The 14571-nt window shown below is 64.4% G+C and carries 15 protein-coding genes; 3 read left to right on the forward strand and 12 right to left on the reverse strand.

Annotation, left to right across the window (positions count from 1 at the left end; all coding sequences use genetic code 11):
- Positions 1 to 100 precede the first annotated feature (100 nt).
- From ACX5I4_RS15225 to ACX5I4_RS15250, 6 genes are all read right to left on the reverse strand, one after another.
- Complete coding sequence (locus ACX5I4_RS15225; protein WP_461837382.1) at positions 101 to 1045, reverse strand: ABC transporter substrate-binding protein; 945 nt, start codon at positions 1043 to 1045, stop codon at positions 101 to 103.
- On the reverse strand, positions 1042 to 1788 hold the full coding sequence (locus ACX5I4_RS15230; RefSeq protein WP_461837383.1) for an ABC transporter permease: 747 nt from the start codon (positions 1786 to 1788) through the stop codon (positions 1042 to 1044). Before ACX5I4_RS15230 ends, ACX5I4_RS15225 begins: the two co-directional genes overlap by 4 nt.
- On the reverse strand, positions 1785 to 2495 hold the full coding sequence (locus tag ACX5I4_RS15235) for an ABC transporter permease (protein WP_461837384.1): 711 nt from the start codon (positions 2493 to 2495) through the stop codon (positions 1785 to 1787). The genes ACX5I4_RS15230 and ACX5I4_RS15235 overlap by 4 nt, the downstream gene beginning before the upstream one ends.
- Complete coding sequence (locus ACX5I4_RS15240; protein ID WP_461837385.1) at positions 2495 to 3580, reverse strand: ABC transporter ATP-binding protein; 1086 nt, start codon at positions 3578 to 3580, stop codon at positions 2495 to 2497. Before ACX5I4_RS15240 ends, ACX5I4_RS15235 begins: the two co-directional genes overlap by 1 nt.
- Before the next feature lie 136 nt (positions 3581 to 3716).
- Positions 3717 to 4175, reverse strand: a complete 459-nt coding sequence (locus tag ACX5I4_RS15245; protein ID WP_461837386.1) for an NUDIX hydrolase — start codon at positions 4173 to 4175, stop codon at positions 3717 to 3719.
- A 9-nt stretch (positions 4176 to 4184) separates the two neighbouring features.
- On the reverse strand, positions 4185 to 5984 hold the full coding sequence (locus ACX5I4_RS15250) for a glycoside hydrolase family 35 protein (protein ID WP_461837387.1): 1800 nt from the start codon (positions 5982 to 5984) through the stop codon (positions 4185 to 4187).
- Positions 5985 to 6034: 50 nt separating this feature from the next.
- On the opposite strand from ACX5I4_RS15250, the gene ACX5I4_RS15255 reads away from it, so the two are divergent.
- Positions 6035 to 7081 carry a pirin family protein gene (locus ACX5I4_RS15255; RefSeq protein ID WP_461837388.1) on the forward strand — a complete coding sequence of 349 codons (1047 nt, stop codon included), beginning with the start codon at positions 6035 to 6037 and terminating at the stop codon, positions 7079 to 7081.
- Between the two features lie 2 nt (positions 7082 to 7083).
- On the opposite strand, the gene ACX5I4_RS15260 is transcribed toward ACX5I4_RS15255, so the two are convergent.
- Both ACX5I4_RS15260 and ACX5I4_RS15265 read right to left on the reverse strand, forming a co-directional pair.
- A complete protein-coding gene (locus tag ACX5I4_RS15260) occupies positions 7084 to 8013 on the reverse strand; it encodes an N-acetylglucosamine kinase (RefSeq protein WP_461837389.1) in 930 nt (309 codons plus the stop codon).
- Positions 8014 to 8047: 34 nt separating this feature from the next.
- Positions 8048 to 9022 carry a LysR substrate-binding domain-containing protein gene (locus ACX5I4_RS15265; protein ID WP_461837390.1) on the reverse strand — a complete coding sequence of 325 codons (975 nt, stop codon included), beginning with the start codon at positions 9020 to 9022 and terminating at the stop codon, positions 8048 to 8050.
- A gap of 121 nt (positions 9023 to 9143) precedes the next feature.
- Here ACX5I4_RS15265 and ACX5I4_RS15270 point away from each other — a divergent pair, with 121 nt between their 5' ends.
- Positions 9144 to 10421, forward strand: coding sequence for an MFS transporter (locus tag ACX5I4_RS15270; protein WP_461837391.1), 1278 nt, complete (start codon positions 9144 to 9146; stop codon positions 10419 to 10421).
- A gap of 6 nt (positions 10422 to 10427) precedes the next feature.
- Here the strand turns inward: ACX5I4_RS15270 and ACX5I4_RS15275 are convergent, their stop codons facing one another.
- The gene (locus tag ACX5I4_RS15275; protein ID WP_461837392.1) at positions 10428 to 11591 is read right to left on the reverse strand and encodes a trans-sulfuration enzyme family protein; all 1164 of its coding nucleotides are present in this window, start codon (positions 11589 to 11591) and stop codon (positions 10428 to 10430) included.
- A gap of 131 nt (positions 11592 to 11722) precedes the next feature.
- On the opposite strand from ACX5I4_RS15275, the gene ACX5I4_RS15280 reads away from it, so the two are divergent.
- On the forward strand, positions 11723 to 12226 hold the full coding sequence (locus ACX5I4_RS15280) for an Lrp/AsnC family transcriptional regulator (RefSeq protein ID WP_078108298.1): 504 nt from the start codon (positions 11723 to 11725) through the stop codon (positions 12224 to 12226).
- Between the two features lie 64 nt (positions 12227 to 12290).
- On the opposite strand, the gene ACX5I4_RS15285 is transcribed toward ACX5I4_RS15280, so the two are convergent.
- The 3 genes from ACX5I4_RS15285 to ACX5I4_RS15295 all read right to left on the reverse strand — a co-directional run bounded on the left by ACX5I4_RS15285 (position 12291) and on the right by ACX5I4_RS15295 (position 14508).
- A complete protein-coding gene (locus ACX5I4_RS15285; protein ID WP_461837393.1) occupies positions 12291 to 12518 on the reverse strand; it encodes a 2-nitropropane dioxygenase in 228 nt (75 codons plus the stop codon).
- Positions 12515 to 13180 carry an ArsR family transcriptional regulator gene (locus ACX5I4_RS15290; RefSeq protein ID WP_461837394.1) on the reverse strand — a complete coding sequence of 222 codons (666 nt, stop codon included), beginning with the start codon at positions 13178 to 13180 and terminating at the stop codon, positions 12515 to 12517. The genes ACX5I4_RS15285 and ACX5I4_RS15290 overlap by 4 nt, the downstream gene beginning before the upstream one ends.
- Before the next feature lie 89 nt (positions 13181 to 13269).
- On the reverse strand, positions 13270 to 14508 hold the full coding sequence (locus ACX5I4_RS15295; RefSeq protein ID WP_461837395.1) for an MFS transporter: 1239 nt from the start codon (positions 14506 to 14508) through the stop codon (positions 13270 to 13272).
- Positions 14509 to 14571: the final 63 nt, after the last annotated feature.

Consider the following 14571-nt stretch of genomic DNA (forward strand, 5'->3'; position numbering starts at 1 on the left):
TACCGGGGATGTACTTCAGTTGAGACATCACTCACATTCGCGACGACGGCGGCGAGGCCCCCCAGGGTTCCTCGCCGCCGTCGGGCATTTCTTGTGAAGGCTACTTCACGATCCCCTTGTCCTTGAGCCATGCGGCTGCGGCGTCCTTGGGGTTCTGCTTCTGGTTGCCGCTGACTGCGCGGTTGAGGTTGATGAGGTCATCCGTGGTGAGGATCTTGGACACGGCATTGAGGGCGTCCTTCGCCTTGTCCGTCATCTTGGCCTTGTTGTACAGCGGGAGGACCTGCTGGGCCTTGAAGTTGTTCTTGGGATCGTCCAAAACCACCAGCGCGTTGTCCTGGATGGACGGCGTGGTGGTGTAGATGTCCGCAACCTGAACGTCGTTGGACAGCAGAGCCTGCAACGTCAGGTTGCCGCCGCCGTCGCTGAACGGCTTCAGGCCCTTGAGCACGCAGTTGTAGTTGGCTTTGAGACCCGGGAAACCGTAGGCACGGGTCTCAAAAGTTGCCGGGGCCGCCATCGTGAGGTCCTTGCAGACCTTGGCGAGGTCATCGATGGACTTGAGCTGGTACTTCTCTGCGGTGGCTTTGGTAACCACCATGGCGTCCTTGTCCTCGGCCTTGGCAGCGTCGAGCACTCCCAATCCCTGCGGAAGCTTTCCGGGCAGCGCCTTGTAGACGTCATCGGCCGAGACCTGGGTAGCGTTCGCGTCCAGATAGGACAGCAAGTTGCCGGAATAGTCGGGGGCGAGATCGATCGAACCGTCTTGGACGGCCTTGAAGTAGATTTCGCGCGATCCGATATTGGGTTTGGTGGTGGCGGTGACGCCCGCGGCGTTCAGTGCTCCGGCGTAGATTTCGGCAATGACCTGGCTCTCCGGGAAATCTGCCGACCCCACTGTCAGTGAACCCCCGCCCCCGGAGGGTGCGTTGGTGGATGGCGTGGACAGCGGGCTGCCGCCACATGCACTCAGGGCGAGCGCAATGCCGACTCCGGCCGCTAGGCCGCCGAGCCCGCGGCGGGTCAGGGTGACGGGGTGCTTCATGCGGTACCTCCTTGAACGGCGGCCCCTGCTGGTGCAGCGGCTGCGAGATCTCCGGCGGCCTTGTGGCCGCCGTTGGAATCGATGGAAAGTCCGGGCGGGAGCAGAATCCTCTGCGCCAGCGCCAGAATGAGGTCGACGGCGATTGCCAACGCCGCGATGAGCAATGACCCGCCCAGCATGCGGGGGAAGTCCTGGAGGACCAATCCGTCAAAAAGATAACGCCCCAAGCCGCCCAGCGGAAGGTAGGCCACCACGGAGACCGTCGCGATGACCTGCAGGACTGCAGTGCGGATGCCACCAAACATGACTTGCAGGCCGTTGGGCAGTTCCACACGGAACAGGATCTGGAGTTCGGTCATGCCCATGGCCCGGGCTCCGTCCACCACGGTCGGATCCACGCTGGAAATCCCGGCGTACGTCCCCGCCAAAAGGGGTGGCACCGTCAGGATGACCAACGCCCAAACGGGCGGCATGAGTCCGCTTCCGGCCAACAGCGCAAACAGGACGAGCAGGCCGAGGGTGGGGAGGGCCCGCAAGGCACCGGCGAAGGCCACGGCGACGACGCGTCCATGTCCGGTGTGGCCGATGAAGAGGCCCACGGGTACGGCGATGGCCGCGGCAATCACCAGGACCAGCGCGGAATACTGCAGGTGTTCCAGGAGCCTGGTGGCGATTCCGCTGCTTCCTGACCAGTGAACCGGATCCGTGAGCCAAGCGAGTGTGTCCACGAAGATGTTGCTCATCGGGCCGCCTCCGCGTGGATTCCGGCATCCGCGATGAACTGCGCCGCTTTGGAATCTTGCTTGGCGGTTGCGGCACTCGCCCGCGTCCACGGCGTCAGCAGCTTCTCCAGCAGGACCAAGAACGTGTCCATGACGAGGGCCAGCAGGAGAATGGCAATGATGCCGACTACTACCTCAGTGACGAACGTGCGCTGCAGGCCGTCGGTGAACAACATTCCCAGGTTCCCGACGCCCAGGAGCGCGGCCACGCTGACCAGGGAGATATTGCTGACGGACACCACGCGCAGGCCCGCAAAGAGCACCGGCAAGGAAAGGGGTAGGTCGATCTGCAGGAAACGCGCGGTCGGCTTGAAGCCCATGGAGACTGCCGCCATCCGGAGGTCATCGTCCACGGAATCGAAGGCGTCCATGGCCGCCCGGACCAGCAGGGCAACGGCATAGATAGTGAGGGCAACCACCACGTTGAGAGGATCCAGGATCCGGGTTCCCAGGATCGGCGGCAGAATGATGAAAAGCGCCAAGGAAGGAATGGTGTACAGCAGGGAACTTCCGGTGGTGACCACAGTCCTGAGCGTTCGGTTCCTCCGAGCCAGCTGGCCCAGCGGCACGGCAATGAGCAGGCCGAGCACCATGGGAATCAAAGCCAGGACAAGGTGCTCGCCGGCCCGCTCGAAGACCATCCCGTTGTTCGCCAGGAACCATTCCATCAGGGGGCGTCCTCCCGGTTGTGCCGGGTTTGTTCGATCAGTGCCAGGACTTCCTCGGCCTTGAGGACACCGGCGAGCCGGCCGTCGTCGTCGATTACCACGCCCAAGCCCGATGGTGAGGACAAAGCGGCATCCAGGGCTCGGCGGAGCGTGTCCCCGCGCCGGAACAAGGAACCTCCGGGAATCAGCCCGGCACCGTCACGTGGCGAGGCCCATCCCATGGGCCGGGAGTCGCCGTCGAGCACCAATGCCCATTCGCCGCTGCCCGCGGCAAGTTGCGGCGCTTCGACGGTCTTGACCGGATGCACCGGCACGGCGTCGGCGGCGTTGAAGGCCAAGTGCCGGAATCCCCTGTCGCGGCCAACAAACGAGGCCACGAAATCGTTGGCGGGAGCCCGGAGGATCTCTTCAGGCGCCGCATATTGCGCTAGTTTGCCCCCGACGGCGAAGACCGCCACCTTGTCGCCCAGGACGGTGGCCTCGTCAATGTCGTGGGTGACGAACACGATGGTCTTGGCCAGTTCTCGCTGAAGCCGGAGGAGTTCCTGTTGGAGTTCGTCACGAACCACGGGGTCCACCGCACTGAAGGGCTCATCCATGAGCAATACCGGCGGATCCGCCGCGAGCGCGCGTGCCACCCCGACGCGCTGCTGCTGGCCACCGGACAATTGGGACGGGTACCGCTTGCCGAGCGCCGAAGCCAGTCCGACGACCTCGAGCAATTCTTCCGCGCGTTTGCGGGCCGCCGCTTTGGGAACACCATTGAGCCTTGGGACGGTGGCGATGTTGTCCAGCACCGAACGGTGGGGCATGAGCCCGGAAGACTGCATGACGTAGCCCATGGAGCGGCGCAGCTGGGCGGCCGGTTCGTTCGAAACATCCTTGCCGGCCACGGTGATGGTGCCTGAGGTGGGCTCCACCATGCGGTTGATCATCCGGAGGGAGGTGGTCTTTCCGCAGCCCGAAGGCCCAACCAAGACGGTGATGGCACCTTTGTCGATGGACATGCTCAATCCATCAACAGCGGGTTGCCCGCCCTGATACTGCTTGGTGACGCTCTGGAACTCAATCATGGCTTCAGCCATTCCCGGGCTTACCTAACTGTTGGGCTGCAATATCAACGATCGAAATGAATCAGCAGTGACCTGATGTTTCTACAGCCTAGCCAGCACCACCGACGATGTCAGCGCAGGCGCGAAGACCGTAATGAATCGGCAATGCTCAGGACGCCGGGAGTTTTCCGTTGATGGGCCGTTCACTGTGCAAACGGAGGCCGATATCCACGAGGGAAACGCGGTTTAGTCCGGGTACCTTGCCCAGCGGCACCCAGGCGGCATGGGTGGTGCTGCCGTCTATCTCGTGGGTCAGTTCGCCACCGGTGATGTTTGCCTCGTAGACCAATCGGATCGCCTGGAAATCACGGTCCGATCCGTCCAGCCGCTCCTCGCCCGGCCAATGTCCGACGTCGATGCCGAGCATCGCTCCGATCTCGGCGTCGTAGCCGGTCTCCTCCTGGATCTCACGGCGGCAACCGTCCACGGGATGCTCCCCCAAGTCCAGACCTCCGCCGGGAAGGGTCCAGCCTTCTTTGCCGTCTTGTTTCCAGTAGGCAAGAAGGATTGCTCCGTCGCGGATGACCACGCCGTAAGCGGCCGGGCGGGTGTCGAACTGGATGCTCATGAAGCCAGCCTAAGCGGGCAACAACGCTGCCGCGATCTCCGAGTTGTCCATTGAACCAAGATCGGCGCTTTCACGGAGTTCCACCACTGTGCCGGGCTTTTCAAGTTCAAGCACCTTGATGGTGTTGCGGCCGGCACGGATGAGCGGCGCAGGAACGTAGAGCGTCTGCTGGGGTCCAATGCCCCAGTACCGGCCAAGGAGGAAGCCGTTGATCCAGGCAAAGCCTCTGCCGGAGTCCGGCAGAGCGAGATACGTGTCCGCTGCTTCCCCCGCCACGAACTCTGCCCCGGCGAGCTGCTCAATATGCTCGGAGCCCCATTCGGCGAGCCGCACCGGCGTCTGCGTCCAATGGAAGGTGTACCGCTGGTTGACCAGGACGCCGCCGAGGATTCCTTTGCCGTGCCCGGTCAGGGGTCCGTAGTTGATCCGCCCGAGGTTCTCTACGAGGATCTCCAACTTGACCGGCGCCCCGGTCCCGGTGACCTTCAAGCCTTCCGCCGCAGTGACGTCGTCGAGGATTCCGGCGAAGACGCCATCCACCCAGATGTAGGCGCGGTCGTTCAAGCCCCTGAGTCGAAGAGCCGATTCGGTCGGGGTTCCCGGCTTTCCGGGAAGCACGGCGTCGGCCGTGTACAGCACCATGCCGGCGTCGAGGCCCAATTGTTCAAAGCTCAGCGGACGGACACTGGGCACGGGTGTGCCAGCGGCCCTGGCAATTGCCAGAAGCCCCGGGCCGGTCGCCAAAGGCAGGCTCTGCGCGGGGATAACCGCCGGTTCGGCGAGCAGCTCTTGTGGAAGCTCAGGGAAGTCCTCGATCCCTTGGGCCCGCAGGAACTCGCTCCGGAGCGCATGGAATTTGGGGGTGAGGGTTCCGTTCTCGGCGATGGGAGCGTCTGAATCGTAGCTCGTAACGGTGGGCTGGATGCGGGTGCCATCGTGGTTGCAGCCGGAACCAAGCCCAAAATTGGTGCCTCCATGGGCCATGTAAATGCAGACGGAGCCGTCCAGGTCAAGCATTTTCCGGACCTCCGCGGCGGCTTCGGCGGCATCACGCATGTGATGGTGTTCGCCCCAATGGTCGAACCAGCCACCCCAGAACTCGACGTTGAAGAACGGCTCGCCTGGGCGTCGGCGTTCCCATGTGGCCACCGCTTCGTCACCGCGGCTGCCGAGGGTCGCCGTCGCCCATGTCCCATCGATGGCGCCGCCGTCGAGGTAGTAGTCCGTGCCGCCGTCGGCGGTGAACAGCATTTCGGTGATTCCGCGCTCTTCAAGTGCGCGGCGATTCCAACGAAGGTAGTCGTGGTCGTCGCCATAGCTGCCGTATTCGTTCTCGATCTGCACGGCCACTACCGGCCCTCCGACGGAGGCCTGGCGGCTGGCGATGATGGGAAGCACATGGTCAAACCATTGCTCAATGGGGTCCGTGAACAGAGGATCGAGGCAACGCAATCCGATTCCCGGGGTGCCCGTGAGCCACGCCGGGAAGCCGCCGTTGTCCCACTCGGCACAAATGTAGGGCCCCGGGCGGACAATGACATCAAGCCCTTCTTCAGCCGCGAGGTCAATGAACCGGCCGAGGTCCCGCCACCCACTGAAATCCGGGGCAATATCGGGACTAGGCTGGTGGAAGTTCCAGGCCACATAGGTGTCAACCGTGTTGGCGCCCATGGCTTTGAGCTTGCGCAGCCGGTCCTGCCAGTGGTCCGGGTGCACGCGGAAGTAATGGATGGCTCCGGCAAGGATGCGGTAGCGTTCCCCGGAACGGTAGAGGACGGCGTCGTGGTAGCTCAAAACGGCATTGTTCACGCGAAACAGAATAGTACATTTAGCAACATTTCAGCACATGGAGTTGTATCGTGACCAACTTGGAAACGGCCCCGGCCCAGGAAGTCTGCCCTGCGGGTCATCCCGGCCAAGGACCTTGTGTGCAGCTTTGGCCGTCCCGCGACGTTCCCTTGGGCGGCGTCCGCAACATGACGGTCTCCCGCACCCTCCCCCAGCGTGGACTCCCGACCGTGGGCGCGTGGTGCTTCCTGGATAGCTTCGGTCCGGATCGGGTGGCGATGAGCGTCCTCCCCCACCCGCACACGGGTTTGCAAACCGTCACGTGGCCGCTCCTGGGCGAGGTGCGGCATCGCGACAGTGTGGGAAGCGACGTCGTGGTCCGCCCGGGGCAGTTGAACATCATGACGGCCGGCCGCGGCATTTCGCATTCCGAGTTCGCTGTCCTGCCGGCAGGGCTTCAACCAGATGGAACGCCCGACGGCGGCGCTCCCCTGCCGCTGTCCCGCGGCCTGCAGTTGTGGGTCGCCTTACCGGACTCCGTAAGGCACCGGGCTCCGTCGTTTCAGCAGATCATCGATCTGCCGGTGGTCTCGACGGACAGTTTCAGGGCCACCGTGCTCGTCGGTGAATTCGCCGGACAGCGCTCCCCTGCCACCATGTACAGTCCGATTGTCGGCGTCGAAATCACCGCCTCAGGCACCATCGAACTGCCACTGAACCCGGCCTTCGAACACGCGGTCCTGGTTCTGGACGGTTCCGCGGTGATCGACGGCCAAACAGTCGACGCCGGGCCCTTGGCATTCCTTGGTATGGACCGGGATTCGCTCCGCCTCGAGGCAGCTCCCGGAACCCGCTTCATGCTCCTGGGTGGCGAACCCTTCGAAGAAGACATCCTGATGTGGTGGAACTTCGTGGGCCGGACGCACGAAGAAGTAGAGCAAGCGCGCGAGGACTGGGAAGCCCAGGCGCTCCTGGGCGACGACGACGCCCGCGCGGCGCGATTCGGCTTGATCAATGGCCATGGGCCCGACGCCGGAGCGGAGGCCGGGCGGATCCCCGCGCCACCCATGCCGGGCGTCCAGCTCAAGCCGAGGACCCGGAACCGGGGTGTGGAGTAGGACTAGGCCTGTTCGGCGAGGATCTGCAGCACACCGAACACCGGTTCCTGGTCCAAAACCCGGACATCGGTGATTCCGTGCACTGCCAGCCCTGCCCGGAACGCGGATTGCAAGGGCTCCACATTCATGCCGAGCCCGCCGCCCAGGATCACCGGTCCGTGGAGGCCCAGTTGCCGAACGGCCTGCGCCGCAAGTTCCGCGAGATCCCGTCCTGCCTGGTCCAGCAGCTGGCGGCTGATCTCAAGCCCTTCGCGGGCGGTCTCCACCACAGCAGACGCACGCTGGGCCCAGTACCGCCTATCCGTGTCTTCCGAATGGAAGAGGGCGATGAGTTTGTTGGGGTCGTCCACCCCGCAGGATTCCAGAAGCGCGATCGTGAGGCCATCGGGTTCCAGCCCTTTGTTCATCCGCCGAAGGCTGTGCCGCACCGCCTCCCGGCCCAGCCAATAACCGCTGCCCTCATCGCCCAGGAGAAAGCCCCAGCCGCCGGCGCGGGCTTCTTCGCCGTCGGCATTCTTTCCCCAGGCCGCGGACCCAGTCCCCGCAATGACAGCCACTCCCGTGCTGGCCCCGCCTGCCGCCAGCAGCAGGCGGGAGTCGTGGACCACCGTGACCTCTGCGCCCGGAACATGCGGCTCGATCAAGTCGGCGAGGGCGCGGGCATCGGCGTCGGTGTCGATTCCGCCGGCACCGGCAAGGACGCGGTCCACGTGGCCGCCTCCGATCATGGCGAAGAGCTCCGCGAGATTTTCGGCCGCCACCTCTCGGCTGACGTTCTGGACGTTGGAGCTGCCCGTGCTTTCGTCGCGGACCGGTTTACCGTCCTCGAACCGCACGCCGCGGGTCTTCGTGCCACCAATGTCCAGGCCGATGACCGTTGCCGGGTCCGATGCGTCGTCGGGCCAGGGGGTCGCGTTCTTTGCAGTTTCCACGTCCAAAAGCGTAGCGCGGGCGCGCTGGGTGATCCTACTGGCTTCCGGAGCGCGCCTTCACAAGTCCCGCGAGCAGCCCGGGGCCTTCTGAAAGCACCAGCTCACGGAAAAGACGTACGGGGTCGGGTTCCTGACGTCGTTCCCGCCACGCAATCCCTATCTCCCGGAACGCGAGCTCCGAGTCGAGCGATACTTCCACCCATCCCAAGTCAGTGGAATCCAGGACTCCTTGAGGACCCGGGCCCAATCCTCCGGGTGGCAGAATGCTGTAGCCCAATCCGGCGGACACGAGTCCGCGGATGGTGTGCGAGTCCTGGCTCTCGAAAGCAACCCTCGGCCGAAAGCCCGCATCCCGGAAGATCGCATCGGTCAGCGAGCGCAGGCCGAACCCCGGCCCCATGGAAACGAACGGCTCGTGCTTGAGTTCGGCAAGCCGCACGCTGGGCCGCCCGGCCACCGGATGTCGGTGATGGACAACCAGCCGCAGGGGCTCCCGGTAGAGCGCTGCCGAGCCGAGGTTCCTGCCGGGGGCTGCCACTGGCGCCGTCAAGGCGAAATCGGCGTCTCCCGCGACGAGCGACTCGAGGCAAGCGGCGCGCGCTCCTTGGCTGAGCTCGAATGCCGTGGAGGGGTGCTTGCTCCGGAAGGCGCTCATGAGCAGCGGCAATGTTGCTTCGCCGAAAGTGTGCTGGAAGGTCACTGCTATTCGGCCGCGGACGACGTCGGATTCGTGGCGGACCACGTCCAGCCCGGCCTGGAATTCCGCGAGCGCCGCTTCGATATAGGGAAGCAGCGTCTTTGCCGCCGGAGTCAGCCGGACGCCGCGGCCTTCGCGGATGAGCAGTTCGGTCCCGACGACGGCGCTGGCCCGGGCCAGCGCCCGGCTCACCGTCGATTGGGGTACTCCGAGCAGCTCGGCTGTCTCGGTGATGTGTTCCGTCCGGCCCAGCTCGGCAAGCAGGGGCAGCATGGGGAGCAGCTGGACCAATTGCTTGTGTTCAATGTCCATATCTTGTCCGCCTCCAGGCCATCCGCTTCAGATGCCGCTTCCGATATCATCCAATTCTGCTATCAATCGTAAGAGAATCATGCATTGGAATCATCACTTCGGGCCGCCGTACTGTGAACAGGTGAGCACAAGCGCAGCGTCCAAGAGCACCACCGAATCCCCTTGGGAAGGCCACCTGAAGGGCTCCACTGCATACCGGAGGATCCTCGCCGGGCTGGCCTTGGCCGGCGTCGCCACGTTCGCGCAGCTCTACTCCACCCAGGCAGTATTGCCACTCATGTCGAACGAGCTCCACATCACGGCAGCCGAGGCAGCACTCACCATTTCCCTGGCCACCGTAGGGCTCGCCGCGACGGTACTGCCGTGGTCATTCGTGGCCGACAGGATCGGCCGGGTGCGTGCCATGGCTATCGGAATCGCGGCGGCCACTGTCCTGGGCCTGCTCGTCCCCTTGTCCCCCACCTTTCCCCTTGTCCTAGGCTTGAGGGCGCTGGAGGGCATGGCGTTGGGCGGTATTCCTGCCATCGCCATCGCGTACCTTAACGAAGAGGTCAATAAGGTGCACGCCGCACTGGCCGCAGGCAGTTACGTAGCCGGCACCACCCTCGGCGGGCTTGCCGGGCGCTTGCTCGCGGGGCCCATCGGCGAGTTGTGGGGATGGCGGGCCGCTGCCCTTGCGGTCTCCATCCTCGCCACGGTCTCGGCCACCCTGTTCCTACTCCTGATCCCGAAGCCCCGTCGCTTCACGCCTAGTTCGGCCGGAGGCTTCCACGGGGCATTGACGACCCTGGCGGGCCATTCCTCCAATCCACGGCTGCTCGCCCTCTATGTTCAGGCGTTCCTGCTGATGGGTGGCTTCGTGGCCGTCTACAACTACCTGGGGTTCCGCCTGCACGCGGAGCCGTTCGGACTGCCTGCCACCGTGGTCAGCCTGATTTTCCTTGCCTATTTGTCCGGTACAGTGAGCTCCCGTTGGGGAGCGGGATTGTCCCTGCGCTTTGGCCGCCGCACGGTCCTGCTCGCCGGCATCGCGACCATGACGGCCGGCCTCGGACTCACTTTGTGGGACAACGTTGCAGCGATCCTGGCGGGCTTGGTGGTCTTCACTGGCGGTTTCTTCGCAGCGCACAGCATCGGAGCGGGCTGGACCGGAACCATCGCAACGAGCGGCCGCGCGCAGGCTGCCTCGTTGTACAACCTCTCCTACTACCTGGGTTCCAGCATTATTGGATGGGCAGGAGGACTCGCCTTCCAGGCTTTCGGGTGGAGCGCACTCGCCTGGACGGTCATCGCCCTGGGGTGCACGACGGCGGTGATCACCGCCGTCGTGCACCGCTCCCCGGCGCGGGAGGGCGCCGTCGTCGGCTCCTCCGTGAAACCGGCCGGGCAGGGAAGATAGCGGACGCTACCGGGTCGACTCGATGGCCTGGACCAGGTCATCGACGATATCGGAGGGATCTTCCAAGCCGATCGAAAGCCTGAGCATGCGCGCTTGGGGCTTGGCTTCCGGGGCCACAGGTCGGTGGGTCAACCCGGCGGGGTGCTGGATGAGCGTGTCGATACCGCCCAGCGACACCGCGTGCGCGATGAGCCGCGCCGCTCCGGGGATACGCTCCGCGTGCTCGGCAGATTCAAGGTCGAAAGACATCAACGAGCCCGGACCGCTCATCTGCGTACCCACCAAATGAAGGGGATCGCATTCGGGAAGCCCAGGGTAGTACACCTTGGCGACGAGTTCGTGGCTCGCAAGCGCCGCTGCGACCTTATGTGCGTGGTCCTGCTGGGCACGGACCCGGATGGGAAGGGTCGCCAGGCCCCGGTGCAGCATGTAGGCAGGCCACGGAGTCAGGATGCCTCCGGTCACCGCACGGACCCGGCGCAGCCGCGTGGCCCATTCCGCACTTGTCGCCACCACGCCGCCCATGGCATCGCCGTGGCCGCCCAGGAACTTCGTGGCACTGTGGAGCACCATCGCGACGCCATGTTTGAGCGGCTGCTGGAGAATCGGAGTGGCGAAGGTGTTGTCCACGAGCACCGGAACATCGCCGGCCTCGGAGACCAGACGGGTCAGGTCCACGAGGTCCAGGCTCGGGTTCGCTGGCGTCTCCACCACCACCAGGCCGGTGTCAGGGCGAAGGGCGTCCCGCACGCCGTCGGCCTTGACGAAGGTGACTTGGTTGCCAAGAAGCCCGCTGGCCAGAACGTGGTCCGTGCCGCCGTATAGGGGCCGCACCGCAACCACATGCGTCTTGCCTTCCGATTGGGCGGCGAGCAGCACCGCGCTGAAGGCGGCCATGCCTGAGGCAAAACCGACCGATTGCGCTGCACCTTCGAGCGCCGCTACGCCGTCTTCGAACCTGGCTACCGTAGGATTCCAGAGACGCTGGTACACCGTGCTTTGACCGTCGAGGTGCACGCCGCCTGTGGCCATCTGCTCGTAGGCGAGGCCGCCGTCGTGGACAGAAGGCAAAGGCGCAGTGGTCGAAAGGTCGATGGGAACGGCGTGTACGCCCTGTTCCGTGAGTCCTGTCCGGCCCGCGTGGACTGCGAGTGTATCGATGGCTGTCACTGCTCTCCTTGAATTATTCACCGTTGAATTCGGTCAGTATCTTGCAATAATTCGGAGATTGACAGTGCAAATGAATGGATTGCGCGGAAACTGGCACCTATGATGAATAGACAGCACTTTCAGGAGGATCCGTGAGCACCACCCCGAAGAACGTTCGGCCCGTCGGCATTAGCGAGCCCTTGGATGCGATCGACGAACGCATCCTCGCGGCTTTGGTTGACGATGCCCGGATCTCCAATAAGCAGTTGGCCGAGCTGGTCGGAATTGCTCCGTCGACGGCGCTCATGCGCACGCGATCGCTTTCTGAGCGCGGCATTATCGAGGGTTTCGAAGCGGTTCTCAGCCTGCCCGCAATCGGGCGTTCGGTCCAGGCCTTGATCGCTGTGCGCCTGCGCGCCCACGACCGCGACCAGATTGACCGCTTCACGGCCCGCGTGCCTGCGCTCCCGGCAGTGATCTCCACGTTCCACACCTCGGGCTCCGTGGACTACCTGCTGCATATCGCAGTTGCCAACACGGACGACCTCCGCGACTGGGTCCTGGACAACCTTGCCACGGACCCCGTGGTGGGCCACACCGAGACCACCTTGGTCTTTGCCCATATCCAGGGCAACCACGGACCGCTGCCGGAATAGAAGTTGCCCTAGCCAGCCCGATTGTGCCGCTGCCCGATTCTGCTGCTGGCTCGATTCTGCCGGGTCAGTGCCGTGGTTCGAGGCCGGAGTGCGCAGTTGCCACTGCATCCTGGCGCAAATCACCAAGTTCCTGCCGGCGCCTGAAGGCAGCTCTCTCCAGAGCCACGTCGACCGGCGGGATGTAACGCCTGCGCTCGGCCCATGAAACCAGGCTGGCCCCGATTCCGGCCGCTGCCGATTCCAGGATGGAGGGCTGGCGGTAGGTGCCGCATGATGCGGTGGCAGTGCTCATGGCTCTTTCCCTTCGGTGGTTGCTGCGTGCGACTTCGCGTCGCGGGATTTCTTGTCTCCGGCCCAAGCGGGGACGCCCAGGATCGGGAATGCGTTGAAGTGGATCTGCACGGGACGGGCATCTTCCGGCTCAGGCTCGCTCCGGATTTCCTCCAGCAGCTTGTAGGCCAAGGTCTCCATGGCACGGGCGTAGCGTCCGAGCTGCTCAGCTGACACCCGGGCGTTTGCGGTGTTGACGATGGCGGCTTCCAGCCATTCCTCGTCCAGGGAATCCATGCCGTGGGCCATGAAATCGGCAAGCACAGCCTGCCTGCTGCGTTCGAATTCGCGGGTGACCAGCCGGGACGCCTCTTGGGTTGCCGGTGAATTGGCCATCTCTGGCGAGGTGATCTGGATGGCCCCCTTGGGCCGTTCCCACCACCGCTCCCTCGCAGTCCCTTTGCCCTTGACCTCACGAACGAAGTCGAATTTGGCAAGCTGCCGCAGGTGGTAGCTCGTAGCGCCGCTGGACTCATTCAGGAGTTCGGCCAGGCTGCAGGCCGTCTGTGCCCCGTAGCGGGAGAGCATCTCAAGGATTTGCACGCGCAAGGGGTGCGCGAGCGCCTTGAGGGACGCTGTATCGACCTTGCGGACGGGAAACTCCGGTTCCTGCACCTTGTCCATGCCGGAAACCCTACTCTTGCAAAGAAACCTTTGCAAGCATTTCTTTGCAAATCAATCTTTGCGAACCAGCTTGCGTGGTGAGGCCTTCGTCAGCCCTTCCGGAGCACCCTGCGGAAGGACACGGCTGCGAGCGCCATCGCCGCCAATCCGCACACCACGGTGAAATAGTTGGCCGCGACACCCAGTCCCAGTACCGAAGCCGCCAGGCCCAGTCCGATGACGGGCACAGCGCTGCCGAGGTAGGTGATGACGTAGACGGTGCTGATGATCTGGGCGTGCCGGGATGCCTCCACTTTTCCGGCAACGTCATTGAAGACCTGCCTGAACGCGATGCCCTGCCCAACACCAGCGGACAGGCTCGCTGCCACCAGCAGCACCGGACTGGACAGGGACGCGGCCGCACCGACCAGCACAATGGAAACTCCCAACGCAGCCAGCCCCGAGGGCACTGCGAACCTGCTGCGGACCGTCAGCAATTGGCTGAGCGCGGACGCACCCAACGTCAGCCCGGCAAGCAGCCCGGTCATGGGGCGCGAATCAGCGTGTACGACGACGGCGAAATAACCGGGCGCGAGCGAAAGGCAGAATCCGAACACGGCAAAGCTCAGGAATCCCACGCTGGATGCGAGCCAGAACGCCCCTCTTGCTTCCCTCGACACCGAGGGCCGGCGAGGGGCGAGGACCGTGTAGGGCCGCGGACCTTCGGCAGGCCGAATCGCAGGCCGCGCCTTGAGAAGCCACAGCGGCACCAGCAAAAGGAGCAGGACTGCCGCGTGGATGATGAAGGGTGTGGAGGTTGCACCCGGGAGCAGCGAAAGCAATCCGCCGATGGCAGGACCGGCAGCCACCCCGCCGGACGACGAAAGCAAAGTGAAGCGCGAGGCCCACTCGGGCCGGGACGGAAGCAATTCACGCAAAGCCGCCGAGCTTGCTCCGGTGGCAAGACCGACGGCGACGCCCTGGAGCATCCGGCCGGCAGAGAGCATCAGGAGGTTGTCCGCGTTGGCGAAAATCAGGCCGCCAGCCAGGCCGACGAGGACAGCCAGCACCAGCGCCGCGCGCCTGCCGATATGGTCCGACCAGTGGCCAGCGAGCATCAGCACAGCCACCAGTGCCAGGACGTAGCTTGCAAAGGCAATTGTCACGCCCAGTGAAGTGATTCCGAGTTCCGCCTGAAGCAGCGGATACAGCGGACTCGCCAAGTTGGCACCGACTAGCAATGTGAAAATGACGACGCCGGCCAAGACCAGCCGTGCCGTAGTAGAAGCATCCCAGCCCCAGCGCACGGCGGTGGCCGGACGCATGCGCAGTTCGCTAAAGACAGTCATTTCCGTGCCTTCGCCTCAGCGGCCATCACGGAACCTGGCCTTGTGGGCCGGGACGGTCATGGC

The organism is Arthrobacter sp. MMS24-S77, assembly GCF_054888235.1.

Excerpts from the sequence above, each read along its gene's own strand:
- ACX5I4_RS15225 (WP_461837382.1), bottom strand. The coding sequence starts at position 1,045 with ATGAAGCACCCCGTCACCCTGACCCGCCGCGGGCTCGGCGGCCTAGCG.
- ACX5I4_RS15230 (WP_461837383.1), bottom strand. The coding sequence starts at position 1,788 with ATGAGCAACATCTTCGTGGACACACTCGCTTGGCTCACGGATCCGGTT.
- ACX5I4_RS15235 (WP_461837384.1), bottom strand. The coding sequence starts at position 2,495 with ATGGAATGGTTCCTGGCGAACAACGGGATGGTCTTCGAGCGGGCCGGC.
- ACX5I4_RS15240 (WP_461837385.1), bottom strand. The coding sequence starts at position 3,580 with ATGGCTGAAGCCATGATTGAGTTCCAGAGCGTCACCAAGCAGTATCAG.
- ACX5I4_RS15245 (WP_461837386.1), bottom strand. The coding sequence starts at position 4,175 with ATGAGCATCCAGTTCGACACCCGCCCGGCCGCTTACGGCGTGGTCATC.
- ACX5I4_RS15265 (WP_461837390.1), bottom strand. The coding sequence starts at position 9,022 with ATGGACATTGAACACAAGCAATTGGTCCAGCTGCTCCCCATGCTGCCC.
- ACX5I4_RS15285 (WP_461837393.1), bottom strand. The coding sequence starts at position 12,518 with ATGAGCACTGCCACCGCATCATGCGGCACCTACCGCCAGCCCTCCATC.
- ACX5I4_RS15290 (WP_461837394.1), bottom strand. The coding sequence starts at position 13,180 with ATGGACAAGGTGCAGGAACCGGAGTTTCCCGTCCGCAAGGTCGATACA.
- ACX5I4_RS15295 (WP_461837395.1), bottom strand. The coding sequence starts at position 14,508 with ATGACTGTCTTTAGCGAACTGCGCATGCGTCCGGCCACCGCCGTGCGC.